This window comes from Streptomyces sp. L7 (genome assembly GCF_050990935.1).
Lineage (GTDB): Bacteria > Actinomycetota > Actinomycetes > Actinomycetales > Microbacteriaceae > Leifsonia.
On sequence record NZ_CP194644.1, the window covers coordinates 2,858,203 to 2,883,991 of the forward strand.

Below are 25,789 nucleotides of genomic sequence, written 5' to 3' on the forward strand. Positions count from 1 at the left end.
ACGCCGCCGGGCCGGCCACGGCAAGCGGAGCGCGTCGCGTACATTCGTGCCGAATGTCGCGATTCGTCGCGCTAGAGGCGACATTCGGTACGAATGTGCGAGGGGATCGCTACGAGTACTCCGGCGGGGCCGTGCGGTATCGCCAGGCGAGCTCGTTGTCGAGCACGAAGCGGGACAGCGTCTCGTCGCGCGGCAGCGCGTCCCCGACCGTGGCCTCCACCGCCTCCAGCAGCGCCGCGGCCGCCGTCGGTGTCGGCGTGGCGATCACCGCGTCCAGGAGGTCGGCGAAGCCGTCGGGCGCGTCGTCCAGCCCGGCCACCCGTGCCCGCAGGTATTTCGGCCCGGGGAAGAACACCGCGTTGTGGGCCAGGAGCGCCCGCCCGGCCGACGTGGCTAGGTGGACGGACGCGTGCGCGAGCAGCAGCGGATCGCCGTGCTCGTACGCCTGCTGCAGGAAGTAGCCGCCGTGCAGCCGGCACTGCGCCACGAAGCCCGCGACGCGGTCCTCCCACTCGGAGGCCGACATCTGCACGACGCGCGCCAGGCGGTCGTCGAGGTCGGGCACCCGGCTGAACACCACCCGCGCCGACGCGAACGAGTCGCGCACCGGGTCGTCGCCGCGCTCCGCCGCGTCGTCCAGGTACGAGAGGGTCGCCAGCTTGATGTCGAAGTAGCCGTCGTCGTAGCCGATCCCCTCCGTGCTCGTGTACATCAGGCGGCGCGCAGCGAACGCCTCGTCCCAGCGCGACTCGGTCACCACCAGGTACAGGTCGACGTCGGAGTCCGGCCGCTCGGCCCCGCGTGCGACGGAACCGCTCACGATGACCGCCAGCACCTCGGGGTCGGCGGACACGTCCGCGAGGTAGCGCGAGATCGCCCGCTCGTGGTGCTCCATCAGCGCACGGCCGCCCGCGCGGGCTCGAAGCGGACGGGCGCGTAGTTGCGGGCGACCAGCGCGCGCAGGGTCTCCAGGTCGCCGGAGATCAGGCCGACGGCACGCGCCTGGACGAGCGCATTTCCGAGCGCTGTCGCCTCCACCGGCCCGGCGAGCACGGGCACGCCCACCCGGTCGGCGGTCGCCTGGCAGAGCAGCGCATTGCGCGCTCCCCGCCGACGATGTGCACCGTCTCGACGGGGATGCCGGACAGCTCGGCGGCGGTGCGCACCGACTTCGCGAAGGCCTCCGCCAAGCTCTCGATGATCACGCGCATCATCCCGGCCGGACTCGCCGGGGCACGGAGACCGCGTTCGGCGAACCATTCCGCGATGCGCGACGGGAGGTCGCCGGGCGCCAGGAAGCGCGGGTCGTCGGCGTCGAACAGCTCGGCCGGGCGCGGCAGCTGGGCCGCCTCGGCGAGCAGGCTCGCCAGGCTCACGGGGAGGCCGCGGCGCTGCCACTCCCGGATCGACTCGCTCACGAGCCACAGGCCCATCACGTTGTGGAGGTAGCGGACGCGGCCGTCCACGCCGCCCTCGTTGGTGAAGTTGGCGGCGCGGCCCGCATCGCTGACGACGCGGCCCTCCAGCTCGACGCCGACCAGCCCCCACGTGCCGCAGGAGATGTACGCGGCGCGGGTCGGGTCCATCGGCACGGCGACGACGGCCGACGCGGTGTCGTGCGAACCGACCGCGGTTACGGCGGGGCCGGCGCCGGCGAACGGGAGGTCGAGCGACGGCAGCAGAGAGCCGACGGTGGTCCCGGCGTCCACGAGCGACGGGAACAGCGAGCGGCGCAGCCCGAGCCGGCCGATGAGCTCGTCGTTCCAGGAGCCGTCCGCGGTGAGCAGCCCGGTGGTGGAGGCGTTCGTGCGCTCGGCGGCGGCGTGGCCGCTCAGCCAGTAGGTGACCAGGTCGGGCACGAGCAGAAAGCCGTCCGCGGCCTCCAGCGCCCCCGACTCCTGGTCGACGGCGAGCTGGTAGAGCGAGTTGAACGGGAGGAACTGGAGGCCGCCCTCGCGGTACAGCTCCTCGGGCGAGACACGCGCGTGCACGAGTTGGACGCCCCCGCGGTGCGCTCGTCGCGGTAGTGGTACGGCTCGCCGAGCAGAGCACCGGCGCGCAGCAGGCCGTAGTCGACCGCCCACGCGTCGACGCCGACGCTCCGCAGGCCCGGCTCTGACCGGGCCACGGCGCTGAGGCCCTCCAGCACGCTGGAGTAGAGGCCGGTCAGATCCCAGTGCAGCGCCGAGCGCTCGCCCTCCCACACGCGGACGGGCGTGTTGAGGAAGCGCGCGGCCTCAGTGAGCTCCAGCGTGTTCGCGCCGACGCGGGCGTGCATCACCCGGCCGCTGGTCGCGCCGAGGTCGACCGCGGCGACCGCGCCGGCCGACGCCCCCGATGCCGCCCCCGCCCCGCTCATCGCACGGCCTTGTTCATCGGAGGAAGGCCGCCGCGACGCCCGCGTCGACGGGGATGTGGAGTCCGGTGGTGTGGTCGAGGTCGCTGCTGCACAGCACGAACACGGCGTTGGCGACGTGCTCCGGGAGCACCTCACGCTTCAGCAGCGTGCGCTGGGCGTAGTACTTGCCCAGCTCCTCCTCCGGCACGCCGTAGACCGCGGCGCGCTTGGCGCCCCAGCCGCCGGCGAAGATGCCGGACCCGCGCACGACGCCGTCGGGGTTGATGCCGTTGACGCGGATGCCGTGGTCGCCGAGCTCCGCCGCCAGCAGGCGCACCTGGTGGGCCTGGTCGGCCTTGGTCGCGGAGTAGGCGATGTTGTTCGGCCCGGCGAAGATCGAGTTCTTCGAGGAGATGTAGACGATGTCGCCACCGAGCTTCTGGTCGATCAGGACCTTCGCGGCGGCGCGCGAGACGAGGAACGAGCCCTTCGCCATGACGTCGTGCTGGAGGTCCCAGTCGGCGGTCGTGGTCTCCAGCAGCGGCTTGGAGATGGAGAGGCCGGCGTTGTTGACGACGAGGTCGAGGCCGCCGAAGGCGAGCAGCGCATCCTGGATCGCCGCGTCGATCGCCTTCTCGTCGGTCACGTTCGCGACGACGCCGAGCGCGACATCAGAGTTTCCGATCTCGGCCGCCGCAGCCTGCGCCTTCTCCAGCTCCAGGTCGGCGATGACGACGCACGCGCCTTCCGCCGCGAGCCGGGTGGCGATGGCCTTGCCGATCCCGGAGGCCGCGCCGGTGACGAGCGCGATGCGGCCCGCGAGCGGCTTGGGCTTCGGCATCCGCTGGAGCTTGGCCTCCTCGAGCGCCCAGTACTCGATGCGGAACTTCTCCGCCTCGTCGATGGGAGCGTAGGTGGAGAGCGCCTCGGCGCCGCGCATCACGTTGATCGCATTGACGTAGAACTCGCCCGCGACGCGGGCCGTCTGCTTGTTCGCCCCGTAGGAGAACATCCCGACGCCCGGGATGAGCACGATCGCCGGGTCCGCGCCGCGGATCGCAGGCGAGTCGGGCGTCGCGTGCCGGTCGTAGTAGGCCTGGTAGTCGGCGCGGTATTGCTCGTGCAGTTCCTCCAGGCGCGCCACCGAATCCTCGATGGACGCGTCGGCCGGGAGGTCGAGGACGAGCGGCTTGACCTTGGTGCGGAGGAAGTGGTCGGGGCACGACGTGCCGAGAGCGGCGAGGCGCGGGTGCTCGGCGGACGCGAGGAAGTCGAGCACGACCTCCGCGTCGGTGAAGTGCCCGACCTGCACGCGGTCGGTGGAGGCGATGGCCCGCAGGTGGGGCGCGAGCGCGGCGGCCTTGGCGCGGCGCTCGGCCTCCGGCAGCGGCTCGTAGCCGGGCAGCGTGGCGCCGAACGGTTCGGGACGGCCGTTGGCCTCGATGTAGTCGGCGGCGGTCTGGATGATCCACAGCGAGTTGGCCTCGGCCTCCTCGCTGGTGTCGCCCCATGCGGTGATGCCGTGCCCGCCGAGGACGGTGCCGATCGCGTCCGGGTTCGCCGCCTTGATCGCGGCGATGTCGAGGCCGAGCTGGAAGCCGGGGCGACGCCACGGCACCCAGACGACGCGGCCGCCGAACACCTTCTCGGTCAGCGCCTCCCCGTCGGCGGCGGTCGCGATCGCGATGCCGGAGTCGGGGTGCAGGTGGTCGACGTGGGCGGCATCCACGAGGCCGTGCATGGCCGTGTCGATCGAGGGTGCCGCGCCGCCCTTTCCGTGCAACGTGAAGTCGAACGCGGCGACCATCTCGTCCTCGCGGTCCACGCCGGGGTAGACGTTCTGGAGGGCGCGCAGCCGGTCGAGCCTCAGGACCGCGAGGCCCTGCTCTTTCAGCGTGCCGAGGTCGCCGCCCGAGCCCTTGACCCACAGCAGCTCGACCGGCTCACCGGTCACCGGGTCGGTCTCGGTGCCCTTGGCGGACGTGTTGCCGCCGGCGTAGTTCGTGTTCTTCGGGTCGGCGCCGAGGCGGTTCGACCGGGCCAGGAGGGCCGCGACGGTCTCGTTCGTCATTCTGCGTGGTTCCTTCTGCGATGGTGTCTGCGAGTCGATGCGTGCGAGTGGATACTGCGGGAGGCGGGCGACTCAGGCACCCCAGCCGGCCTGGGTGCCGCCGACGCGCTCGGTCTCGATCTTCTGCTGGTAGCCGGAGGCCTTGTACGCGGCCATCGGGTCGGCCGGGAGGCCGCGTGAGGTGCGGTAGTCGGCCAGGTCGGCGCGCACGTCCGTGTTGAAAGCATCCATGAACACGGTGTTCGCGGCCAGCACGTCGCCGGCGGCTTGCGCGGCGGCGAGCGCCTCGGTGTCGACCAGGAGCGCCTTGGCGGTGGCCTCCTGCACGTTGAGCACCGAGCGGATCTGGCCGGGGATCTTCGCCTCCAGGTTGTGGCACTGGTCGAGCATGAAGGCCACATCGGGGTTGGCGTAGCCGCCGCCGCGGATGACCTCGAACACGATCCGGAAGAGCTGGAACGGGTCGGCCGCGCCCACGATCAGGTCGTCATCGGCGTAGAAGCGGCTGTTGAAGTCGAACGAGCCGAGCTTGCCGAGGCGCAGGAGTTGCATCACGATGAACTCGATGTTCGTCCCCGGCGCGTGGTGGCCGGTGTCCAGGCACACCATCGCCCGCTCGCCCAGCGCTGCGGTCTGGACGTAGCTGGTGCCCCAGTCCGGAACGTCGGTGTGGTAGAACGACGGCTCGAAGAACTTGTACTCCAGCACCAGCCGCTGGCCCTCGCCGATCCGCTCGTAGATCTTCGCAAGCGAGTCGGCCAGGCGGTCCTGGCGGGCGCGCATGGAGTCCTGGCCCGGGTAGTTCGTCCCGTCCGCCAGCCAGATCTTCAGGTCGCGCGACCCGGTCTCGTTCATGATGTCGATGCACTCGAAGTGGTGGTCGATCGCCTTCTGACGGATCCGGTCGTCCCAGTGGGTGACCGACCCGAACTTGTAGTCGTCGTCCTGGAACGTGTTCGAGTTGACCGTGCCGAGCTCCACCCCGTGGTCCTGGGCGTGCTTGCGGAGGTCGGCGTAGGAGTCCACCTTGTCCCACGGGATGTGGAGGGCGACCGTCGGCGCGAGGCCGGTGTGCTTGTGCACCTGCGCCGCGTCCGAGATCTTCTCGAACGGGTCGCGCGCCGTCCCCAGAGTGCCGAACACCCGGAAGCGCGTTCCCGAGTTGCCGAACGCCCAGCTCGGGAGCTCGATGGCCTGCAGCGCGAGCTGCGAGCGGATGTCGTCGGTGAGGGTCATGGTCTCCCTTTCGTGGATGTCACAGGATGCTCGTGGGCGTGGGACGCCGTCTACTGAAGATGGAAGTACTCGGTCAGCCGCTTCATCGTGCTGTCCGGAGCCGTCTCCTCCGCGAAGAAGCCGGCCATCGTGGCCTGCCAGCGCGCATTGACCTCGCGCTCGTTCATCGCAGCGATCGCGCCCTCGAAGTCGTCGGTCTCCAGGTACCCGACGACGAGCGCTTCCTCCTGGTCGACGAAGAGGGAGTAGTTCGACCAGCCGGTTTCGCGGAGTGCGTCGAGCATCTCCGGCCAGACGGTCTCGTGCGCGGCCAGGTACTCGGCGACCCGCTCCGGCTTCAGCCGCATCGTGAAGCACACCCGTTCCACGTCAACTCCCTTGTCGTCTGTGTTCTCGTCGTTGATCTCATGTTGTGAATCGATTCAAGCTGAATCGATTCAAAGCATAACTACGTCCGGGGCTGATTGCGGGATCCTCCGTCGCAGGCTCCCTCGGCGCTGGGGTCGCGGCATCGCTCCGCGCTGCCCCTGAGCTCCACCGCGCGGTCGCAGGCTCCCTCGGGGCTGGGGTCGCGGCATCGCTCCGCGCTGCCCTTGAGCTCCACCGCCCATGCGGCGCGGCGCCGAGCAGAGACGCTCGCGCCGCATGGTCGATCACTCCTCGTCCGTCCGGCGTCAGCGCACGGCGCCCACGGACGAGGGAACCTCCGCGGTGACCGACACCGGTCCACCGCTCAGCGGCTGGTCCTCACGGCCGGGCAGCCGCAGGATGCCGTCGACCCCGTCCGGGAGTTCGGCGTCGACCGTGAGCAGGTCGCCGTCGAGGCTCCAGCGCACCGACACCCGGCCGTGCCGGGTCTCCAGCGACGTGGCCGCCTCGGTCAGCCCGCCGCCGGGCTGCGGGGCGATCAGCACCGACGCGTAGCCCGGCTTCAACGGAGCCAGACCACCCACCACGCGGTGCATCCAATCCGCGACAGCGCCGAGGGCGTAGTGGTTGAACGAGGTCATCTCGCCCGGGTTGATGGTGCCGTCCGGCAGCATCGAGTCCCACCGCTCCCACACCGTTGTCGCACCCATCGTCACCGGGTACAGCCAGGACGGGCACTCCTTCTCCAGCAGCAGCCGGTACGCGACATCGGTGTGCCCGGTCTGCGTCAGCGCGTCCGCGATGAACGGCGTGCCCGCGAACCCGGTGGAGATGCGGTAACCCGCATCCGCCGCGAGCTCGGCCAGCCGGTCCCCGGCGAACTCCACATCAGCCGGCTCCAAGAGCCCGAACACGATCGCCAGCGAGTAGACCGTCGTGCAGTCACTCATCACCACGCCACCCGAGACGTACTCGCGGTTGAAGGCTGCGCGCAGCTCGGCGGCGTGCGCCTCGAACTCCGCCTGCTCCGCCGTCCGGCCGAGCAGCGCGGCGGTGTCGGCGAGGATCCGCGCCGACCGGTACGCGCACGCTGTGGCCACCACACCCTTGTCGGCCTTCGCCTTCGCCGGGTCCTCCGGCGGCGCGTCCAGGTCGAGCCAGTCGCCGAACTGGAAGTTGCCGTCCCAGACGCCTGCAGGCGAGAGCAGGGACTTCACGCGGCGCACGTGCGAGGCCATCGAGTCGAACTGGCGCTCCAGCACCGCGGTGTCGCCGTACGCCTCGTAGAGATCCCACGGCACCCAGACCGCGGCGTCGCTCCAGAGAGCGGTCGTGTCCGGCTTGCCGAAGTCCTCCGGATGCGGCATGTACTTGAGCACATCCGGGATGACGAAGCCGACGATCCCCTCGTTGTGCTGCTGCTCCAGGTCGAGGTCCACCAACCAGTCGGAGAGGAAGGCGTCCACGTCGTACAGGTAGGCGGCGGTCGGCGCGAACGCGGCGATGTCGCCGGTCCAGCCGAGGCGCTCGTCGCGCTGCGGGCAGTCGGTGGGCACATCCACGAAGTTGCCGCGCATCCCCCACACCACGTTCTCGTGGAACTGGTTCAGCAGCGGATCCGAGCTGGAGAACTCCCCGATGCGGGTCAGCTCGGAGCCGACCGCGATCGCGGTCAGGTCCTCCGCCTTCAACTCGCCCGGCCAGCCGGTGACCTCGGCGTAGCGGAAGCCGTGGAAGGTGAAAGTCGGCTCGAAGACGTCCACGCCTCCACTGAGGATGTACCGGTCGGTCGCCTGCGCCGTCCGCAGCGGACGCACGCCCAGCTCACCATGCTCCAGCACCTCCGCATGCCGGATCGTCACCTCGGACCCGGCCGGACCCTGCACACGCACCTTGATCCAGCCGACCAGGTTCTGCCCGAAGTCGACCAGCGTCTTGCCCGACGGGGAAGTGCTGATCTCCTGCACCGGCAGGGTCGCCCAGCGCTTCACCGACGGGCCGATATACGGCTCCAGCTTCGCGGTGTCGAACTCGATCGCGTGCGTGCCCGTCCACCCCTCGCCGACGAAGCCCGGCAGCTTCCAGGCGTCGTCGCGGCGGCGGGCGTCGATCGTCTGACCGTCGTAGAGGTCGTTGGCGAGCACCCCACTCGGGCCGCTCGCCCAGGCGTCGTCGGTGACGACGAGCTGGGTGCTGCCGTCCGCGAACTCCACCTCCAACTGGGCGAACGCGCCCTGGGCGTCGCCGTACCAGGAGCCGCCTCCCGACCAGCCGAGGCGGCCGCCGAACCAGCCCTTGCCGAGGGCGAGGCCGAGCACGGTGCCGGTTTCGGAAGAACTCGCCTCGACCAGCGCGGTGACGTCATAGGTCGCGTAGCGCAGGCGCCACTCGTAGCTGCTCCAGCCGGGCGTGAGCACGTCGTCCGAGACGGGACGGCCGTTCAACCAGGCCTCCACCACCCCCTGGGCGGTGAGCGTGAGGGTCGCGCGGGCGACGGCGCCGTGGCCGTCCTCCAGCGCGAACTCCCTGCGCAGCAGCGGTGCTCCGTCGAAGGCTTCGTCGGCGGCGATCATCTGGGCGTGCCAAGTCATGTTTGTCGTGTCTCCGGTTTCGTTCGGTGTTCGTTGTTCGCGTGTTCGTCGTGTTCGGCGGTGGAGGCCGTCAGCCCTTGACCGCGCCGCTCGTCATGCCGGCGACGATCTGCCGGTTGAAGAAGATGTAGGCGACCAGCGGCGGAATGGTGATGAGCAGGATGTCCATGAAGAGCAGGTTGTAGAAGCTCAGGTTCTGCCCCGCGAAGGTGTAGAGCGTGGTCTGCACGGTCGCGTTGTCGGAGCCCGGAAGGAAGTACAGCGGTCCGGCGAAGTCGTTGAAGACGAACACCGACTGCACCACGATCACGGTCACGATGACCGGTCGCAGCAACGGCAGGATCACCTGGAAGAACAGCCGCACCCGGCCCGCGCCGTCCAGCACCGCGGCCTCGTCGAGCTCCTTCGGCACCGTGTTGAAGAAGGCGCGGAAGAGCAGGATGCAGAAGGACAGCCCGAAGGTGGTCTCGATCAGGATCATGCCCGGCATCGTCTTGTAGAGCCCGGTGCCCTGGAGGACCCAGATGGTCGGCACCACCGCCGGCGGCACGATCAGCCCGGCGAGCACGAAGAAGTTGACCACCGGCCCCCACTTGCTGCGCTTGCGGGCCAGGATGTAGCCGGCCATCGCCGACAGCACCACCATGAGCGCCACCGAGCCGACGGTGAGGACGAACGAGTTGAGGAACGCCCGCCAGATCAGTCCGTCGCCGCTCTGCAGCACCGCGATCAGGTTCGGGAAGAACGACCACTCCTTGGGCCAGGTGAAGGCGAGGCTGGAGGCGTCGTCCGGGGTCTTCGACGCCTGCAGCACCACGAAGGCGAACGGGACGAGGAAGACGACGACGGAGACGAGGATCGCGACGACGCCGACGACCCAGGCGCGGACCTTCGTGCGGGTCACAGTTCCACCTGCTTTCTGTTCAGGACGTACGACAGCGGCACCATGATCAGCGTCACTAGGAGGAAGAGGACGACGTTGCCGGCGGTGGACAGGCCGTAGAACCCGGCCTGGTACTGCTTGTAGATCACCGACGCGAGCACGTCGCTGGTGAAGCCGGGGCCGCCTCCGGTGGTCGCCCAGATGATGTCGAAGGAGCGCAGGCCGCCGATCAGCGACAGGATGATGACCGTCGCCGTCGCGCCGCGCGAGAGCGGGATCGTGATGCGGCGCAGGATGTTCCACGACCCGGCGCCGTCGATCCTCGCCGCCTCGTAGTACTCGTTCGGGATGGCGACGATGCCGGCCATGAAGATCAGCGTCGCGATACCGACGCCCTTCCAGATGTCGACGCCGGCGATCGTGTAGAGCGCCAGATTGGGGTCGGTGAACCAGCCCGGCTGCGGGAGGCCGAAGAAGCCGAGCACCGCGTTGACCATGCCGTGGAACGGATCCAGCAGCGACTTCCACAGGATGCCGACGCCGATCGTGGACAGCAGCACCGGGAAGAACACGACCGCCCGCAGGTAGCCGCGCCCGACGACCGGGGAGGTCAGCAGCAGCGCGAGCAGGAACCCGAGGATCACCTTCACGCCCGAGGTCAGCACCGCGTAGATGAGGGTGTGGATGAAGCTGGTGTACAGCTGCGGGTCCTGGAAGAACTGCACATAGTTCGCGAACCCGATGAACTGGGAGTCGAACAACGACCAGCGGGTCAGCGAGAAGTAGAAGGACGAGACCGTCGGGATCGCGAAGAAGATCACGTAGAGGACGATCGCGGGGATGAAGAACCAGGTCGGATAGTGCGAGCGCATCCGTGACTTCCGTGGTCTGTTCTTCGCCGAGGCCCCCACCTCGGTGATGATGTCGGCCGCCTGGGTGGCGGTCGCGGGGCTTGCCGTCGACATTGTCTGCTCCTCGTCGAGTCTTCTGGGGTGTGTGGTGCCCGGGCCGGCGCCGCAGCGCCGGCCCGGACGGGCTCACCAGCCCTTGATACCGAGCTGCTGGGCCTGGGCCTTCACATCCTGGTCGTACAGGGCGGCGCCCTGGGTGCCGGAGGAGATACCCGAGCCGACCTGGATCAGGATCTTCTCCAGGTTCGGGCCCTTGATCGGGGACAGGAACTCGAGCGCGAGGCCCGTCTTCTTGTCGTCCTGGTACTTGAGCTCGTCCTTGACCAGCGCGGGCGCACTGTCCGGGACCTTGCAGGTGCTGATCGCGAACGGGCCGGCGGGGTGCCCGCGCTGTTCTGGATGTCGCAGCCCGTGGGCGAGTTGATGAACGCGACCAGCTTCTTGGCGGCGGCCAGCTTGTCGCCGGTGGTGGTCTTCGGGATGTACGCGCCGCCCGGCTCCCACACTGTCGCGTGCGGCTCACCCGAGTCGCTCGGGATCGCGAAGTAGCCGATGTCGTTGATCTGGTCCGGGTTGGACTGCAGCACGTTGCTGATCACGGTGGTGATCATCGGGTACTGCGCGCCTTCGCCGGTCGCCAGCATCTTCAGGGCGTTGACGTTGGTGAGGGACGCGTAGTCCTTGTTCATCAGGCCCTTGTCGAAGACCTCCTGCGTGTGCGCGAAGCCTTCGAGCGCCGGCTGCTTGGAGTACTTCGCGTTCGGCTTGTTCGCCGTGTAGTCGTCCGCCCACTTCGGGTCGGCCGCGTTCACGTTGGCGAAGTCGCCGAGCACGAAGAGCTGGCTGGTCCAGGTGTCGCCGTAGGACTGGATCACCGGGACGATGCCGGCGGCCTTGATCTTCTCGCTGTTGCTGATGAACTCGTTCCAGGTGGTGGGCACCGACAGGCCGAGCTTCTCGTAGACCTTCTTGTTGTACATGATGCCGCCGTCGAACGTCGTGCCGGTCGGGGCGCCGTACGTGCCCTTCGAGGTGCTGACGGTCTTCTTGAAGTCGTCGGTGATCTCCTTCACCCACGCCTCATCGGTGAGCGGCTGGAGCTGGGTGTCGGGGTGCAGCGCCTGGAACAGCGAGCCCGAGTTGTACAGGAACACGTCGTTCATGTCCCCGGTGGAGAGGCGCGTCTTGATCAGGTTGTCGCCGTCGGTGCCCGCCGGGCGGGTCTCGACCTTGACGGTGACCTTGGGGTTGGCCTTGTGGAAAGCCGTCGAGAGGTCGTTCGCGAACTTGGTGCTGGCCGGGTCGTTGCCCGCGGCGAGCAGCGAGATGGTCACCGGGCCGTTCGAGTTTCCGCCCGACGAGCTGCAGCCTGCGAGGGCGAGCGCCGCGATGGCGATCCCGCCGAGCGTGGCGACGACCTTTGTCGTCGTCCTGCGAGAGAACATCAAATACCTCCTTGTATTCGGGACGCTTCCGCCCCTGGGTGTTCGGGGTGTTTTGAAACGCTTCACATGAAGATAAGTCCTCGGGGGTGATGCCGTCAAGAACCAATTGTGTCGATTCAGTAACGGGACGAAAATCGGTCGCTGAATCGTTCGTTCAAGGTGAACTGAGATGAGGTCGGCGGTTAGAATAATTGATTGACCGGGTATTTTTTATCAGCTACCATCGGTCGGTTTGTCTCCGTAGGTCGACGGATTGAATTATTGTTTCGATTCAACCCGCGCATCCGTTACGATGACCGGCGAGAGGGGAATCAGTATGGCTTCCGCAAGCGTCAAGGACGTCGCAGCACTGGCGCAGGTGTCCGTGGGCACCGTGTCCAATGTGCTCAACCGGCCCGAGATCGTGTCCGCCGAGACGGTCGAACGGGTCCACCTCGCGATGGAGAAGCTCTCCTATGTGCGCAACGAGGCCGCCCGCCAGCTCCGCCTCGGGCACAGTCAGGCGATCGGGCTGATCAGCCTCAGCGGCGCCAACCCGTTCTTCACCGACGTGGCCACGGCCGCCGAGAACGCGGCGGCGGACGCCGGCTACTCGGTGATCGTCGGCAACAGCACCGAGCGCCAGGACCGCGAGTCCGGCTACCTCAACCTGTTCGAGGAGCTCCGGGTGCGTGGCGTGCTGCTCGCCCCGGTCGGCGACGCGGCAGCACGGCTGCGGCGGATGCGCGACCGCGGCATCCCCGCCGTGCTGGTCGACCGGGTCAGCAGCGACAGCACCTTCAGCTCGGTGTCGGTGGACGATGTCGCCGGCGGCGCGATGGCAGCGACGCATCTCATCGAGACCGGCCGTACGCGCATCGCATTCGTCGGCGGCCCGATGGCGATCCAGCAGGTCGCCGACCGACTCGCCGGCGCCCGGTCTGTCGTCGAACGGCATCCCGGCGTGACCCTGGAGGTCGTGGACGTGGCTGCGCTCAACGTCCTGGAGGGCCGCCGTGCCGGCCAGGCCATCGCCGATCGCGCCCCCGGAGACCGCCCCGACGCGGTCTTCGCCGCCAACGACCTGCTCGCGATCGGCCTGCTGCAGACGCTCGTCGTCGACGGCACGCTCGCTGTCCCGCACGACATCGCGCTGATCGGCTACGACGACATCCAGTTCGCCGGCGCCTCGGTCGTGCCGCTCACGTCCATCCGCCAGCCCAGCCATCTGATCGGCGAGACGGCCGTGCAGATCCTGCTGGAGGAGGCGGACGACCCCGAGCTGGAGCCGCGACGGGTGCTGTACCAGCCCGAGCTCGTGATCCGGGCGAGCACCGAGCCCCGCTGACCGCGACGTCACACGATTCCGCCCGAATGTCGCGAATCGGGCAGGCATACGCCTCATTCGGGCCGAATCCTTCGGTCGAACGCGTGGACAATGGCGGTATGGACTCGTCGCCCACCGACCCGCACGCGCTCGCACGGCGCGCCCTCCTCCTGGCCGCGGACGGCGGCCGCGCGCTCGTGGGGATCGCCGGCAGTCCCGGCTCCGGCAAGACGACGCTCGCCCGCGCTGTGGTGGACGCGGCGAACGAGCAGGCCGGCGAGCCCGTCACCGCGTACCTCCCGATGGACGGCTTCCATCTCGCCGACGCCACCCTGGAGGCGCTCGGCCGCCACGACCGCAAGGGCGCGATCGACACCTTCGACGGCTGGGGCTTCGTGGCGCTGCTGGAGCGCGTCCTCGCCGAGCCCGACCACCCCGTCTACGCGCCGGCCTTCGACCGCGCGGTCGGCGAGCCCATCGCCGGGAGCCTGGCCGTCCTGCCGGGCACGCGGCTGATCGTGGTGGAAGGCAACTACCTGCTGGCGCCGTCCGACCCGTGGTCGCGCATCCAAGCCCTGCTGGCCGAGTCGTGGTTCGTCGCGACGCCCGAGGAGGAGCGGGTGCGCCGGCTCGTCGACCGACACACCCGCCACGGCCGCACCCCAGAAGCCGCGCTCGCCTGGGCCCGCGACGTCGACGGCGCCAATGCCCGCCTCATCGAACCGACCGCGGCGAGCGCGACACTGATCGTGGACGGCGGACTCCCAGTCGGGGCTGCTTAGGCTGAGAGCATGACCGACACTTTCGACACCGTCACGATGTTCGGCGCGGACTGGTGCCGCGACTGCATCCGCTCCAAGGCCCTCCTCGACCGCCTCGGCGCCGACTACGAGTACATCGACCTCGTCGCCCAGCCTGAGCAGGCCGACCGCGCCCAGGCGATCAGCGGGCGGACGAACATCCCGGTGATCGTGTTCCCGGACGGGCGCCACCTCGTGGAGCCGAGCGACGCGGAGCTGCAGGCGGCGCTGGCGGTCTAGCCCGCCAGCACCACCAACTCCCGCGTCGACCGCGTCATCGCGACGTACCGGTCGACCGCCCCCTCGATCCCGCCCCCGAACCCGTCCGGGTCGAGCAGCACCACCAGGTCGAACTCCAGCCCTTTCGACTGCGCGGGAGTGAGGACGCGGAGGCGGTCGGAGGGCGACGCCCAGCGCGGCTCCCCCTGCACTGCTATCACCCCTCCGATCCCGACCGGATTCGCCGACAGCCATTCCGCCACGATCCCGTCCAGCTCGTCCCGCCGCCCGCGGACGACGGGCAGCCCGCTGCTGCGGACCGAGGTCGGCACGTTCGCGTCCGGGATGGCCGCCAGGATCACCGGCGCGGCCTCCGCCATGATCTCCTCGGGCGTGCGGTAGTTCACGGTCAGGGTGGAGACGCGAACCTCCGGGATGCCCGCCGTCGCCAGCCGCCCGGCCCACGAGTCCGTGAACCCGTGCCGCGCCTGCGCCCGGTCCCCCACGATCGTGAAGCTGCGTGACGGGCAGCGCCGCAGCAGCATCCGCCACTCGGCGTCGGTGAGCTCCTGCGCCTCGTCCACGACGATGTGCGCGAACGGCCCGGCCAGCAGATCCGGGTCGAGGCTCGGGAGGGCGGCCTCGTCGATCAGGGAGCGTTGCGCGTCCTCCACCTTCAGCATCGTGACCAGTCCTTCGCCGTCGTCGGCGGCGATCAGGTCGTCCACCACCCGGTTGCGGCCCTCGCGCTCGAAGGCGAGCACGGCCTCCCGCTCGCGCGCCACCCGGTTCGCCGCCGGGTCGCCGATGCGTTGCCGCGCGGCGTCGAGCAGCGGGAGGTCGGACAGGGTCCACGCACGGGGTTCCGAGCGCTGCAGCGCTCGCACCTCGTCGTCGGTCAGCCACGGCGCGCAGGCGCGCAGGTAGGCGGGCACCGAGAACAGGTCGCCGAGCACGCCCGCCGGGTCGAGCAGCGGCCACGCCCGGGTGAAGGCCGCCCGCAGCGCCTCGTTCTGCGTGAGCTGACGGCGCAGCGCAGCGGCCGGGATCGCGTCGGCCGCCTTCGCCTCCAGGATCGTCAACAGCTCCTCCCACACCTCGTCGCGCGCCTCGTCGTGCGGGACGCCCGCGCCGGCCGCGTCGAATGCGTCCGCCCAGTCGTCGGGCGTCAGGGGAGGTCGGCCCACTCGGTCTCGACCACCATCCCGCGCGACGGCGGCACCTCGTGGTAGCGGACGGCGCGCTCGACCGCCGTCACCATCGCGGCCGACGCCTTGAGCCGGGCGACCGCCTCGTCGGACTCGGGCTCTGCGGACGCGCCCTCCGGCAGCAGATCGCGCAGCGTGCAGAGCTGCACGCCCTCCTCGCCGAGACTCGGCAGCACGTCCGCTACGTAGGCGAGGTAGGCAGGGCTCGGCCCCACGAACAGCACGCCGCCGTGCCCGTGCGACAGCCGCGGGTCGGCGTACAGCAGGTACGCGGCGCGGTGCAGCGCGACCACCGTCTTCCCGGTGCCCGGACCGCCGTCGACCACGAGCGCGCCGCGCGAGCCGTCCCGGATGATGGCGTCCTGGTCGGCCTGGATGGTCGCCAGCACGTCCCGCATCCGCGCCGTCCGGCTCGCGCCGAGGCTCGCGATGAAGGCGGACTGGTCGTCCAGCGCCGCCCGCTCGGTGGCGTCGTCCCAGGCATCGGCCGCGAACACCTCATCCCAGTAGTCGGTCACCCGACCCTTCGCCCAGCGGTAGCGTCGACGGCTGACCAGCCCCATCGGGTCCGCGAGCGTCGCGCCGAAGAACGGCTCGGCCGCGGGCGACCGCCAGTCGACGAGCAACTTCTCGCCGTCGCCGCCGGTGAGCCCGAAGCGGCCGATGTAGACGGTCTCCCCCACGTCGCTGACCATCCGCCCGAGGCACACGTCGATCCCGAACCGTCCGAGCGCGCGCAGCCGGGCGCTCAGCCGCCGGACCTCGGTGTCCCGGTCGAGTGCCTTCTGGCCGTGGCCACCGGGCGCGCGGAGCTCGGCGGCGAGCCGGTCGGACAGCTCGGCGAGGGTCCACCGGAGCGTTTCGTCTATGGCCGCGAAGTGCTGTTCGTCGGCGGCGATGAGGGAAGGAGCGGACTTGGCGTGGAGGTTCTCGGGCAGGGCGAAGGCAGGGGAAATCGCAGTCACGATCGACGATTCTGCGCCCTGACCGGGGCCTTGCCGCAAGCCCCCTGCCCTCCCGTATCCTGGAAATGCGGGGGAAACGTCAGGCGAGGCGCGCGGGGGCGCCGTGACCGGGGCAGACGAGCCGCGGGGCTGAGGCGGCGATGGCGACACGCGTCGCTTCCGCGGCCGCCCGGTCGCTGATCAGGAAGCCGGGGAAGTGCACCAGCCTCCCGCCGGAGACCCGGGCGGCGTCGCCGATGAACGCCACCCCTCGCCAGCGGACCAGGTGATGGCCGGGGGTGTGACCCGGTGCCGGGACAGCGACGACCGATGGCGCGACCTCGGTCTCGACATCGTCAGGGAGCTCGCTCAGGTCGGGGAGTTCGGCGCGGCCCAGCCACCCGCTGCGGAACATCGCGCGGCGCATCCGGGTGGGCGCCACGCTCTCGCCGCGGAGGATCCGCACGTCCGCGGCGCCCAGCCACACCCGCGCGCCCGTGGCCCGCTGCACGGCTGCGGCAGCGCCGACGTGGTCGGGGTCGTAGTGGGTGAGCACGACGTCGGTGAGCGCCGGGATGCGCGCGGCCGCGAGTTCCGCGACCACGCGCTCCGCCCCCGAGCGCAGCCCGGTGTCGACGAGCACCGAGCGGTCGGCCTCCTCGATCAGGTAGGCGTTGCCGGCACGGGCGGACTGCAGTTGGTGGACTCCGGGAATGACCTCGCGCATGAGTGGGATGCTAGTCGGCGGGCATCCCGCGATCCATCACCCCAGCCGCACAATCCCATCCACATCTCCTGTTGGACTTCTCGCCGGTTCCGGCGGAGGCTGGCGCCATGACAGACATGCAGTACACGCAGCTCGGCCGTTCCGGACTGAAGGTGTCGCGCCTCGTGCTCGGCACGATGAACTTCGGGCCGGAGACGACGCCCGAGGACTCGTACGGGATCATGGACGCCGCCCACGCGGCGGGCATCAACTACTTCGACACGGCGAACGTCTACGGCCGCAGCAAGGGCCACGGCGCGACCGAGGCGATCATCGGCGACTGGTTCGCACAGGGCGACGGGCGGCGCGAGCGGACCGTCCTCGCCACCAAGCTCTACGGCGCGATGGGCGACTGGCCCAATGAGGGCAAGCTGTCCGCCCTGAACATCCGCCGCGCACTCGACGCCAGCCTGAAGCGACTGCAGACCGACTACATCGACATCTACCAGTTCCACCATGTGGACAGGGACACCCCGTGGGACGAGATCTGGCAGGCGATCGACGTCGCGATCACCCAGGGCAAGATCCTCTACGCCGGTTCGAGCAACTTCGCCGGCTGGCACATCGCGACGGCGCAGGCGGAGGCCCGGTCTCGCGGCAGCCTCGGCCTGGTGAGCGAGCAGTCCATCTACAACCTCCTCACCCGCCAGGTGGAGCTGGAGGTCCTCCCTGCCGCCCAGGCGAACGGGGTCGGCGTGATCGCGTGGTCCCCGCTGCACGGCGGCCTGCTCGGCGGCGTCCTGCGCAAGCAGAACGAGGGCCGGCGCCGCCTGGAGGGCCGCGCGGCCGAGACGCTCGCCACCCACCGCGAGGCGATCGAGGCCTACGAGTCGTTCGCCGCCGACCTCGGCCACGAGCCCGGCGACGTCGCGCTCGCCTGGCTGCTCACCCGCCCCGGCGTGACCGGCCCGATCATCGGCCCGCGCACCCGCGAGCAGCTCGACGCCGGCATCCGCGCGCTCGACGTCCAGCTCGACGATGCGGCGCTGGCCCGCCTGGACGAGATCTTCCCCGGGCACAAGACGGCGCCCGAGCACTACGCCTGGTAGCCCATCCCGCCCCGCCCACGTTTCGAACACGCAAGGAGAACGAATGAAGTACCGCGCACTGGCCGACCTGCAGGTGTCCGCGATCGGCCTCGGCGGAATGCCCATGTCGATCGAGGGCCGCCCCGACCGGTCCCGCTCGATCGCGACCGTGCACGCCGCGCTCGACGCCGGCGTGACCCTGATCGACACAGCCGACGCCTATCACGTGCACGCCGACGAGGTCGGCCACAACGAGGAGCTCATCGCCGAGGCGCTGCGCAGCTGGAGCGGCGACGCCTCCACCGTCCTCGTCGCGACGAAGGGCGGCCACCAGCGGCCCGGCGACGGAAGCTGGACCGTGGACGGCCGTCCGGAGCACATCCGGGAGGCCGCACTGGAGTCGCTGCGCCGCCTCGGCGGCGACGCCCTCGGCCTGTACCAGTTCCACCGGCCGGACCCCGAGGTCCCCTACGCGGACTCCGTGGGAGCCGTCCGCGACCTCCTCGACGAGGGGCTGATCCGCTACGCCGGCATCTCGAATGCGAACCCCGACCAGATCCGCCAGGCGCAGGAGATCCTCGGCGGCCGGCTGGCGTCGGTGCAGAACCAGTTCTCGCCGGCGTTCCGCTCCAGCGAGCCTGAGCTGCGACTGGCCGACGCGCTGGGCATCGCGTTCCTGCCCTGGAGCCCGCTGGGCGGCATCTCGAACGCGAGCGATCTCGGCGACCGCTTCGCGCCGTTCGCCGACATCGCCTCCGCCCGCGGCGTCAGCCCGCAGGTCGTGGCGCTGGCCTGGCACCTCGCGCAGAGCCCGCACGTCATCCCGATCCCCGGCTCGTCGCGTCCGGAGACCATCCTGGACTCCCTCACCGCGGTGGACGTGGAGCTCACGCAGGAGGAGCTGGCGGCGCTGAACGCGGCCTAGCGAGTCCGGGTCGTCAGGCAGGCGTGGAGGCGTCGACTGCGGTCGGCGCCTCCACCCGCGCGAGCTGCCGCAGGAACGCCGCCGCCGCCGGGCTCGGCTCGTCCGACACGGCGACCGCGACCGTCCACTCGGGGACGTCCCCGCTGAGCGCCACCGCCCGAAGCTGTTCCGGCCGCTTGCGCGCGAAGCTCGCCGGGACCACCGCGATGCCGAGGTTGTAGCCCACCAGGTCGAGCAACGGGTGGACGTCGTTGACCTCCATCGCCGCGCGGTAGTCGAAGCCGGCCGCCGCGAATGCACGGCGCGCCAGCGTCTGCGCGGCCCAGCCCTCCTGGAAGCCGACCAGCGGCTCGCCGCGCAGCTCCTCGATCGGGATGCTGTCCTCGGCCGCGAACCGGTGCTCCGGGTGGCAGAGCACGAGCAGCGACTGAGTGGTCAGCGGGCGGAGGCGCACACCGCTCGGGGCGTGGCCGGTGTCGACGACCACGGCGACGTCGGCGCGACCTCCGGCGACGGCCTCGACCAGCTCCTCCGATCCCGAATAGCGCAGCCGGACCTCCACACCGGGGTTCGCCGTGCGGAACGCCGCGAGCTCGGCCGGGAGGTCGACCGATCCGAGGCACGGCTCCGCGCCGATCGTGAGCCGGCCACGCAGCAGCCCGCGGACGGCGGCGACCGCGTTGCGAGCGGCTGCTGCGCTGGCCAGGGTGCGCACCGAGTCCGCGAGCAGCGCCTGGCCGGCCGTCGTCAGCTCGACGCGGCGGGTGCTTCGGATGAAGAGCGACGTGCCCAGCTCCTGCTCCAGCGAGCGGATGGAGGCGGACAGCCCGGACTGGGAGATCTGCAGCAGTTCCGCGGCGCGGGTGAAGTGCCGTTCCTCGGCGACGGTGACGAAGTGCTCGAGCTGGCGAAGTTCCATTCAGCAAGGATACTGGTCAATCGGCTACGTTCCATCGACGCGAGCGGAGGAGGATGCCTCGCCCCCGCGACCTCCCCGCGGGCACAATAGGCGCCATGCGCATCCTGCTCATCGGCGCCGGCGGCGTCGGAAACGCCATCGCGAAGATCGCCGCGCGCCGGTCGTTCTTCGATTCCCTCGTCGTCAGCGACTACGACCTGTCCCGGGCGGAGGCCACGGTTTCCTGGGTCCACGAGCGACACGGCGAGCGCGTCGGCCGCCGCTTCACCGCGACCCGCATCGACGCCTCCGACCCGAGCTCGGTCGCGGCCGTGGCGCGTGAGCACCGCGCCACGCACGTCATGAACGCGGTCGAGCCCTCCTTCGTGGAGTCGATCTTCGCCGGGGCCCTCGCGGCGGGCGCCGACTACCTCGACATGGCGATGAGCCTCTCCCACCCGCACGAGACCGACCCGTACCGCCGTACCGGGGTGAAGCTCGGCGACGCCCAGTTCGCCGAGAACCAGCGCTGGGAGGCCGCCGGCCGCCTCGCCCTCGTCGGCATGGGCGTCGAACCGGGTCTCTCGGATGTGTTCGCGCGCTACGCCGCCGACGAGCTCTTCTCCCACATCGACGAGCTGGGCACGCGCGACGGCGCGAACCTGGTGGTCCGCGACGACGAGGGATCCGAGATCTTCGCTCCGTCGTTCAGCATCTGGACCACGATCGAGGAGTGCCTCAACCCGCCGGTGATCTTCGAGAAGCGACGGCTCGGCGAGGAGGGCGGTGGCTGGTTCACCACCCCGCCGTTCAGCGAGCCGGAGGTCTTCGACTTCCCCGAGGGCATCGGCCCGGTCGAGTGCGTGAACGTCGAGCACGAAGAGGTGCTGCTGATGCCGCGCTGGCTGGACGCCGAACGGGTGACGTTCAAGTACGGGCTCGGCGCGGAGTTCATCGGCGTCCTCAAGACGCTGCACCTGCTCGGGCTGGACTCCGCAGCGCCGCTCCGGGTCCGCAGTGCGGCGGGGCCCGTGGAGGTCGCCCCGCGCGACGTGGTCGCCGCGGCCCTCCCCGACCCGGCCGGCATCGGCCCGCGCATGACCGGCAAGACCTGCGCGGGATTGTGGGTGACCGGCACCGGGAAGGACGGCCTCCCGCGCAGCGTGTACCTGTACCACGTGGCCGACAACGAGTGGACGATGCGCGAGTACGACGCGCAGTGCGTGGTCTGGCAGACCGCGCTCAACCCGGTGATCGCGCTGGAGCTGCTGGCGAGCGGGACGTGGACGGGCGCCGGCGTCCTCGGGCCGGAGGCTTTCCCTGCGCGGCCGTTCCTGGAGCTGATGGAGCGGCCCGAGGCGGAGGGCGGCTACGGCCAGGCCTGGGGGCTGCGGGAGCCCTGACCTCCCGCGCCGCTACAGCCGCAGCACGCTGGGCCGCGGAAGCCCGAGGTCTTCGAGGAGGTCGCCCAGCTTCCGGTCGAGCTCGTAGCCGGCCTGCGTGATCTTGTTGTTGCCGAACCCGCGCAGCGGCGCGCTCGGCTGCTCGACGTTGAGCACGGTGCGGCCCCCGCCCGCGTCGTGCAGCTCGACCCGGATCGGCGTGTAGAGCATCGCGCCCGCGTCGTGCCGGTACATCCGCGCCGCCGTCGCGTAGTCGCCGACGAGGTAGCCCACGCTCGCCGTGTCCACGCCGCCCGCCCGCATGACCGCGCGCGGGTCGCCCGTCCAGAACCGCACGAGGCCGTGCATCGCCGGCCCCTCGAGCATGCGCGTCAACGTCGACCAGTCCGCGCCCTGGTCCAGGAGGCCGCTCTGCAACCTCCGGTCGAGCTCGGGCACCTGCTCCTCGAACGCACGCCGGAGCTGCGCGAACGGCACCTCGGCCTCCAGCTCGATGCGCCGGGCCTCGACGGTGTGGATGCGCTCGGTCGCGCGGTACGTCACGCGACCACGGTGCCGGCCGCGGACGGCACCGCGAACGGCGGGACGCTCACACCCTCGCTCAGCGCCTCGGCCGGGTCGGCGCCGACCGCGAGGATGCGGTTCTCGCCGTCGACGTGCACGACCGTCGGCACGAAGTCCCGCGCCTCGGCGTTGTCGAGCTGAGCGTACGAGATGACGATGACGGTGTCGCCGACCTCCGCCAGGTGGGCGGCCGCGCCGTTCACCCCGATGACGCCGCTGCCGCGCTCGCCCGCGATCAGGTAGGTCTCGAACCGGGACCCGTTGGTCACGTCGACGACGGCGACCTGCTCGCCGGGCAGAAGGTCGGCGGCCTCCATCAGGTCCAGGTCGACGGTCAGCGAGCCGACGTAGTGGAGGTCGGCGTGCGTGACCGTGGCGCGGTGGATCTTCGACTTGAACATGGTTCGCAGCACGGGCGGGTCCCTTCGTGGTCTCCCGTCCATTGTCCCGCTGTTCCAGGAGGCCGCGCTCCGCACGGGAGAATGGAGCGTGCACAACCTCGGACTCCTCTTCGACGTCGACGGCCCGATCGCCAGCCCCGTCACCCGGACCATCGCCATCCGCAGCATCGTCACCGACCTGGTCGCGATGACCGCGGCGGGCGTCCCGATCGCGTTCATCACGGGCCGCTCGGGCGACTTCATCCGCCACCAGGTGGTCGCGCCGCTCTGCGACGCCGGGCTCGAGGAGGCGCTGGAATCGCACGGCGCCCGGATGTTCGGCGTGTTCGAGAAGGGCGGCGCCTGGGCGCCGATCACGGGCGACGGGATGGGCGAGGTCGCGGTCGACGCGTCGGTCGCGCTCCCCGACGCTGCGGTCGACGGCATCCGGTCGCTGGTCCGGGAGCGGTTCGCCGACACGATGTTCTTCGACGAGACGAAGCGCGCGATGATCTCCGTCGAGCAGCGCACCGACGTGGACTCGGAGACGTACCGGGACGCTCAGACCCGCTTCGAGGATGCCGCGTTCGACCTTCTGACCGGCCTCGGCCTCGGCCTCGGCCTGCGCTACGGCGAGCGCGTCGCCCCTGACGCGGCCGGCGACGTCCCGTTCCGGATCGATCCGACGATCATCTCCACCGACATCGAGTCCGTACTGCTCGACAAGGACCGCGGCGCCCAGCGCGCGTTCGACTACTTCGCCGAGCGCGGCCCGCTCCCGCACCGGTGGCGGTCGGTGGGCGACTCCCGCAGCGACTACAAGATGGCGGACTATGTCCACAGCACCGGGCGGGAGGTCGCCCACGTGGACGTGCGGCCGGCCGACGGCGTGCTGGAGCGGCCCTACGAGGTGATCACGATCGGCGACGCCGTGCACGACAGCGCGGGGGCGGAGTTCCTCGCGCACTGGCGGCGGGAACTGGGGTTGGACGAGGAGTAGGTCGCGTCGTCGCCAACGGAGGAGATGGGGCGCGACACGCCGGGTCGTCGCAGTGAACGGAGGAGTTCGCGCGCGAGGGCGGTCGGATGTCCTCCGTTAGCTGCGGGCGCGGGCGGGTCAGGCTGCGCGCCCGCGCACCGTCGCGATCGACTCCGTCATCTCGCGCGCGAGCTCGAGCGCGCCGGCCTCCTCCGCCGCGGCGAGCGCGTCGGCCTGGTCGGTGTCCGCGGCCGTGAACCACGACGCGATGGTGACCCCGTGCCCGGGACGCCGCACGACCTCCACGGTGTCACCCGCGCCGACCGACCCGGCGTGCACGACGGACAGGTACGCGCCGACGCGCCCGGCCTCGGTGAACCGGCGCACCCACTGCGGTTCGCCCATCCGGCGCTGGAACGTCGCGCACGGCGTGCGCGGGCAGGTCACCTCGACCACCAGCTTCTCGCCGATCCGCCAGCGCTCGCCGATCTCGGCGCCGTCGACGTCCAGGCCGAGGGTGCGGAGGTTCTCGCCGAACAACCCGGCCGGGATGGGCCGGCCGAGCTCGGCGGCCCACCACTCGGCGGCCTCCTCGGCGTAGGCGTACAGCGCCTTGGTCGAGCCGCCGTGGTGCTTGCGGTCGGCCTGCACGTCGCCGTAGAGGCCGAGCCCGCGCACCTTGAGCCGCGTCTCGACCGGCTGCTTGTCGATCGCCGTCACGCCGACATTGCCGGCGTCGGGCCGCAGCTGCGCCACGCGGCACACCGCGAGCACCCGCGCTCCCCCATCCCGTTCAGCCATGCCCTCCAGTATGCCGGGCGCCGCGCGTCCCGGCCGCAGCCGCAGCCGCAGCCGCAGCCGACGGAGGAGATCCCGCCGCAGCAGCCCGCGATCTCCTCCGTCGACTGCCGCACGCCGGCGTGTCGCCCGGGATCTCCTCCGTTACCGACGACGAGCCCTAACGCACTCCGCGCATCATCCGCAGCACCCACGGACTCATCACCGCCAGCACGACACCGATCACCACCGCGACAGCGCCGATCACCCCGAAGTACACGCCCTCCGTCGCAGGCGAGTACAGCTTCGCGAGCTGGCCGGACATCGCCGTCCCCAGCGCTACCGAGAGGAAGTACAGCGCCACCATCTGCGCCTGGAATGCGTGCGGCGCCAGCTTGGTCGACGCCGAGAGGCCGACCGGCGAGATCAGCAGCTCCGCGATCGTGAACACGAGCAGGATGCCGACCATCGCGAGCAGCGGCGTGCTGTTCGCCCCGCCGCCGGCCCAGAACAGGAAGAGGAAGAACGCGAGGCCCATCACGACCGTCCCGGCCGCGAACTTCAGCGGAGTCGACGGCTGCCGGTCGCCCCACCTGGTCCAGATCGCCGCGAACACGCCGGACAGGATGATGATGAAGATCGGGTTGATGGACTGCACCCACGAGACCGGGAACTCCCACCCGAACAGCATCCGGTCGAGGCGCTTGTCGGAGTAGATGGTCACCACGGTGAACTGCTGCTGGTAGAGCGACCAGAACGCCGCGCTCGTGATGAAGAGCGGGATGAAGGCCACGATCCGGCTGCGCTCGTCGCCGCTCAGCAGCTTCGAGCTGAGGATGACGACGAAGTACGCGATCGCCGCGACGATGGTGATGCCGATCACCCAGAGGGCGAGATTGATCGCGTTGATGATCCCGGTGAGGACGAGCGCGAGGATGACGATCACCCCGACCACGGCGATCACGATCATCAGCGGGAGCCGCTTCCGCGGCAGCGGGTGCGGCACCTCGCGCGCGAGGTCGGGGAGTCGCTTGCGGCCGAGCGAGTACTGGATGAGGCCGATGGCCATCCCGACCGCGGCGAGCGCGAAGCCCCAGTGGAAGCCGAGCGTGGACTGCAGCAGCCCGGTCAGCAGCGGGCCGAAGAACGCGCCCAGATTGATGCCCAGGTAGAAGAGCGAGAACCCCGCGTCGCGACGGGAGTCGTGCTCGTCGTAGAGCGTCCCGACGATGCGCGTCGCGTTCGCTTTCAGACCTCCGCTGCCGACAGCGACGAACAGGAGGCCGACGATCACGCCGGCGAAGCTGGGCAGCAGGGCGAGCGAGATGTGCCCCGCCATGATCACGACCGCACTCCAGAACAGCACCCGCTCCGACCCGAACAGCCGGTCCGCCAGCCACGCGCCGAGGATCGTGGAGAGGTAGACGGCCCCGCCGTACGCGCCGACGATGCCCGCGGCGGTCGCCTGGTCGATGCCGAGGCCGCCCTTGGCCGCGCCGTAGTAGAGGTAGATGAGGAGGATGCCCTGCATCCCGTAGAAGGAGAACCGCTCCCACATCTCCACGCCGAAGATGTTGGCGAGCGAGCGCGGCTGCCCGAAGAACCCGTGACTCGCGTCGGTCGCGACGGTCGCCATGGCGGCGCCCGCGGGCGTCGATCCCCCGTCGTGGCCGTCGCCTTCGGGACCGTGCGAGTTTCCGGTGTCGGTCATGGCGCCCATGCTGCCACCTGAACGAACAGAGGTGAAC

The 25,789-nt window shown here is 70.4% G+C and carries 21 protein-coding genes and 2 pseudogenes; 7 read left to right on the forward strand and 16 right to left on the reverse strand.

The window, feature by feature from the left end; genetic code table 11:
* Positions 1 to 109 precede the first annotated feature (109 nt).
* From ACR5MH_RS14315 to ACR5MH_RS14355, 9 genes and pseudogenes are all read right to left on the reverse strand, one after another.
* Positions 110 to 895 carry a nucleotidyltransferase domain-containing protein gene (locus ACR5MH_RS14315; RefSeq protein ID WP_431347816.1) on the reverse strand — a complete coding sequence of 262 codons (786 nt, stop codon included), beginning with the start codon at positions 893 to 895 and terminating at the stop codon, positions 110 to 112.
* Positions 895 to 2,359, reverse strand: a pseudogene (locus tag ACR5MH_RS14320) (rhamnulokinase). The gene ACR5MH_RS14315 and the pseudogene ACR5MH_RS14320 overlap by 1 nt, the downstream one beginning before the upstream one ends.
* 13 nt (positions 2,360 to 2,372) lie before the next feature.
* Complete coding sequence (locus ACR5MH_RS14325) at positions 2,373 to 4,409, reverse strand: bifunctional aldolase/short-chain dehydrogenase (protein ID WP_431347817.1); 2,037 nt, start codon at positions 4,407 to 4,409, stop codon at positions 2,373 to 2,375.
* A 72-nt stretch (positions 4,410 to 4,481) separates the two neighbouring features.
* The gene (gene rhaI, locus ACR5MH_RS14330; RefSeq protein ID WP_431347818.1) at positions 4,482 to 5,645 is read right to left on the reverse strand and encodes an L-rhamnose isomerase; all 1,164 of its coding nucleotides are present in this window, start codon (positions 5,643 to 5,645) and stop codon (positions 4,482 to 4,484) included.
* Positions 5,646 to 5,695: 50 nt separating this feature from the next.
* Entirely contained in the window at positions 5,696 to 6,013 is a 318-nt protein-coding gene (locus ACR5MH_RS14335; protein WP_431347819.1) for an L-rhamnose mutarotase, read from the reverse strand.
* A gap of 306 nt (positions 6,014 to 6,319) precedes the next feature.
* Complete coding sequence (locus ACR5MH_RS14340; RefSeq protein ID WP_433861878.1) at positions 6,320 to 8,605, reverse strand: family 78 glycoside hydrolase catalytic domain; 2,286 nt, start codon at positions 8,603 to 8,605, stop codon at positions 6,320 to 6,322.
* A 70-nt stretch (positions 8,606 to 8,675) separates the two neighbouring features.
* Positions 8,676 to 9,509, reverse strand: a complete 834-nt coding sequence (locus ACR5MH_RS14345; RefSeq protein ID WP_433861879.1) for a carbohydrate ABC transporter permease — start codon at positions 9,507 to 9,509, stop codon at positions 8,676 to 8,678.
* Complete coding sequence (locus tag ACR5MH_RS14350; RefSeq protein ID WP_431347821.1) at positions 9,506 to 10,453, reverse strand: carbohydrate ABC transporter permease; 948 nt, start codon at positions 10,451 to 10,453, stop codon at positions 9,506 to 9,508. Before ACR5MH_RS14350 ends, ACR5MH_RS14345 begins: the two co-directional genes overlap by 4 nt.
* Positions 10,454 to 10,626: 173 nt before the next feature.
* Entirely contained in the window at positions 10,627 to 11,844 is a 1,218-nt protein-coding gene (locus ACR5MH_RS14355) for an ABC transporter substrate-binding protein (protein ID WP_433861880.1), read from the reverse strand.
* A 316-nt stretch (positions 11,845 to 12,160) separates the two neighbouring features.
* Here ACR5MH_RS14355 and ACR5MH_RS14360 point away from each other — a divergent pair, with 316 nt between their 5' ends.
* From ACR5MH_RS14360 to ACR5MH_RS14370, 3 genes are all read left to right on the forward strand, one after another.
* Positions 12,161 to 13,171, forward strand: coding sequence for a LacI family DNA-binding transcriptional regulator (locus ACR5MH_RS14360; RefSeq protein WP_431347823.1), 1,011 nt, complete (start codon positions 12,161 to 12,163; stop codon positions 13,169 to 13,171).
* Positions 13,172 to 13,269: 98 nt separating this feature from the next.
* Entirely contained in the window at positions 13,270 to 13,932 is a 663-nt protein-coding gene (locus tag ACR5MH_RS14365; protein WP_431347824.1) for a nucleoside/nucleotide kinase family protein, read from the forward strand.
* A gap of 9 nt (positions 13,933 to 13,941) precedes the next feature.
* Positions 13,942 to 14,190 (forward strand): glutaredoxin family protein, encoded by a 249-nt coding sequence (locus ACR5MH_RS14370; protein WP_369961548.1) that lies wholly within the window; start codon positions 13,942 to 13,944, stop codon positions 14,188 to 14,190.
* Here the strand turns inward: ACR5MH_RS14370 and helR are convergent.
* A pseudogene (helR, locus tag ACR5MH_RS14375) lies at positions 14,187 to 16,345 on the reverse strand (RNA polymerase recycling motor ATPase HelR). The gene ACR5MH_RS14370 and the pseudogene helR overlap by 4 nt on opposite strands.
* A gap of 76 nt (positions 16,346 to 16,421) precedes the next feature.
* Positions 16,422 to 17,048: an MBL fold metallo-hydrolase gene (locus tag ACR5MH_RS14380; RefSeq protein ID WP_431347825.1), complete on the reverse strand. Its 627-nt coding sequence runs from the start codon at positions 17,046 to 17,048 to the stop codon at positions 16,422 to 16,424.
* A gap of 116 nt (positions 17,049 to 17,164) precedes the next feature.
* Between ACR5MH_RS14380 and ACR5MH_RS14385 the strand changes: the two genes are divergently transcribed.
* Positions 17,165 to 18,136 (forward strand): aldo/keto reductase, encoded by a 972-nt coding sequence (locus ACR5MH_RS14385; protein WP_431349425.1) that lies wholly within the window; start codon positions 17,165 to 17,167, stop codon positions 18,134 to 18,136.
* A 43-nt stretch (positions 18,137 to 18,179) separates the two neighbouring features.
* Positions 18,180 to 19,040 carry an aldo/keto reductase gene (locus tag ACR5MH_RS14390; protein ID WP_431347826.1) on the forward strand — a complete coding sequence of 287 codons (861 nt, stop codon included), beginning with the start codon at positions 18,180 to 18,182 and terminating at the stop codon, positions 19,038 to 19,040.
* Between the two features lie 13 nt (positions 19,041 to 19,053).
* Here ACR5MH_RS14390 and ACR5MH_RS14395 read toward each other — a convergent pair whose 3' ends face one another.
* The gene (locus ACR5MH_RS14395) at positions 19,054 to 19,959 is read right to left on the reverse strand and encodes a LysR family transcriptional regulator (protein ID WP_431347827.1); all 906 of its coding nucleotides are present in this window, start codon (positions 19,957 to 19,959) and stop codon (positions 19,054 to 19,056) included.
* A 95-nt stretch (positions 19,960 to 20,054) separates the two neighbouring features.
* On the opposite strand from ACR5MH_RS14395, the gene ACR5MH_RS14400 reads away from it, so the two are divergent.
* Positions 20,055 to 21,341: a saccharopine dehydrogenase family protein gene (locus ACR5MH_RS14400; RefSeq protein WP_431347828.1), complete on the forward strand. Its 1,287-nt coding sequence runs from the start codon at positions 20,055 to 20,057 to the stop codon at positions 21,339 to 21,341.
* Positions 21,342 to 21,353: 12 nt separating this feature from the next.
* On the opposite strand, the gene ACR5MH_RS14405 is transcribed toward ACR5MH_RS14400, so the two are convergent.
* Together ACR5MH_RS14405 and panD are read right to left on the reverse strand one after the other, a co-directional pair.
* Positions 21,354 to 21,884, reverse strand: a complete 531-nt coding sequence (locus tag ACR5MH_RS14405) for a hypothetical protein (protein ID WP_431347829.1) — start codon at positions 21,882 to 21,884, stop codon at positions 21,354 to 21,356.
* Positions 21,881 to 22,318: an aspartate 1-decarboxylase gene (gene panD / locus ACR5MH_RS14410; protein ID WP_431347830.1), complete on the reverse strand. Its 438-nt coding sequence runs from the start codon at positions 22,316 to 22,318 to the stop codon at positions 21,881 to 21,883. Before panD ends, ACR5MH_RS14405 begins: the two co-directional genes overlap by 4 nt.
* Positions 22,319 to 22,394: 76 nt before the next feature.
* Between panD and ACR5MH_RS14415 the strand changes: the two genes are divergently transcribed.
* Entirely contained in the window at positions 22,395 to 23,285 is an 891-nt protein-coding gene (locus tag ACR5MH_RS14415) for a hypothetical protein (protein ID WP_431347831.1), read from the forward strand.
* A 117-nt stretch (positions 23,286 to 23,402) separates the two neighbouring features.
* Here the strand turns inward: ACR5MH_RS14415 and ACR5MH_RS14420 are convergent, their stop codons facing one another.
* Together ACR5MH_RS14420 and ACR5MH_RS14425 are read right to left on the reverse strand one after the other, a co-directional pair.
* Entirely contained in the window at positions 23,403 to 24,065 is a 663-nt protein-coding gene (locus ACR5MH_RS14420; protein WP_431347832.1) for an MOSC domain-containing protein, read from the reverse strand.
* 157 nt (positions 24,066 to 24,222) lie between these two features.
* Positions 24,223 to 25,752, reverse strand: a complete 1,530-nt coding sequence (locus ACR5MH_RS14425; protein ID WP_433861881.1) for a peptide MFS transporter — start codon at positions 25,750 to 25,752, stop codon at positions 24,223 to 24,225.
* Between the last annotated feature and the right edge of the window lie 37 nt (positions 25,753 to 25,789).

What these genes read in the sequence shown, in the direction of transcription:
- ACR5MH_RS14325 (WP_431347817.1), bottom strand. Translation starts at nt 4,409, where the DNA reads ATGACGAACGAGACCGTCGCGGCCCTCCTGGCCCGGTCGAACCGCCTC.
- ACR5MH_RS14385 (WP_431349425.1), top strand. Translation starts at nt 17,165, where the DNA reads ATGCAGTACACGCAGCTCGGCCGTTCCGGACTGAAGGTGTCGCGCCTC.
- ACR5MH_RS14365 (WP_431347824.1), top strand. Translation starts at nt 13,270, where the DNA reads ATGGACTCGTCGCCCACCGACCCGCACGCGCTCGCACGGCGCGCCCTC.
- ACR5MH_RS14340 (WP_433861878.1), bottom strand. Translation starts at nt 8,605, where the DNA reads ATGACTTGGCACGCCCAGATGATCGCCGCCGACGAAGCCTTCGACGGA.
- ACR5MH_RS14315 (WP_431347816.1), bottom strand. Translation starts at nt 895, where the DNA reads ATGGAGCACCACGAGCGGGCGATCTCGCGCTACCTCGCGGACGTGTCC.
- ACR5MH_RS14390 (WP_431347826.1), top strand. Translation starts at nt 18,180, where the DNA reads ATGAAGTACCGCGCACTGGCCGACCTGCAGGTGTCCGCGATCGGCCTC.
- ACR5MH_RS14350 (WP_431347821.1), bottom strand. Translation starts at nt 10,453, where the DNA reads ATGTCGACGGCAAGCCCCGCGACCGCCACCCAGGCGGCCGACATCATC.
- ACR5MH_RS14400 (WP_431347828.1), top strand. Translation starts at nt 20,055, where the DNA reads ATGCGCATCCTGCTCATCGGCGCCGGCGGCGTCGGAAACGCCATCGCG.
- ACR5MH_RS14420 (WP_431347832.1), bottom strand. Translation starts at nt 24,065, where the DNA reads ATGGCTGAACGGGATGGGGGAGCGCGGGTGCTCGCGGTGTGCCGCGTG.
- ACR5MH_RS14395 (WP_431347827.1), bottom strand. Translation starts at nt 19,959, where the DNA reads ATGGAACTTCGCCAGCTCGAGCACTTCGTCACCGTCGCCGAGGAACGG.
- ACR5MH_RS14380 (WP_431347825.1), bottom strand. Translation starts at nt 17,048, where the DNA reads ATGCGCGAGGTCATTCCCGGAGTCCACCAACTGCAGTCCGCCCGTGCC.
- rhaI (WP_431347818.1), bottom strand. Translation starts at nt 5,645, where the DNA reads ATGACCCTCACCGACGACATCCGCTCGCAGCTCGCGCTGCAGGCCATC.
- ACR5MH_RS14370 (WP_369961548.1), top strand. Translation starts at nt 13,942, where the DNA reads ATGACCGACACTTTCGACACCGTCACGATGTTCGGCGCGGACTGGTGC.
- ACR5MH_RS14425 (WP_433861881.1), bottom strand. Translation starts at nt 25,752, where the DNA reads ATGACCGACACCGGAAACTCGCACGGTCCCGAAGGCGACGGCCACGAC.
- ACR5MH_RS14355 (WP_433861880.1), bottom strand. Translation starts at nt 11,844, where the DNA reads ATGTTCTCTCGCAGGACGACGACAAAGGTCGTCGCCACGCTCGGCGGG.
- ACR5MH_RS14360 (WP_431347823.1), top strand. Translation starts at nt 12,161, where the DNA reads ATGGCTTCCGCAAGCGTCAAGGACGTCGCAGCACTGGCGCAGGTGTCC.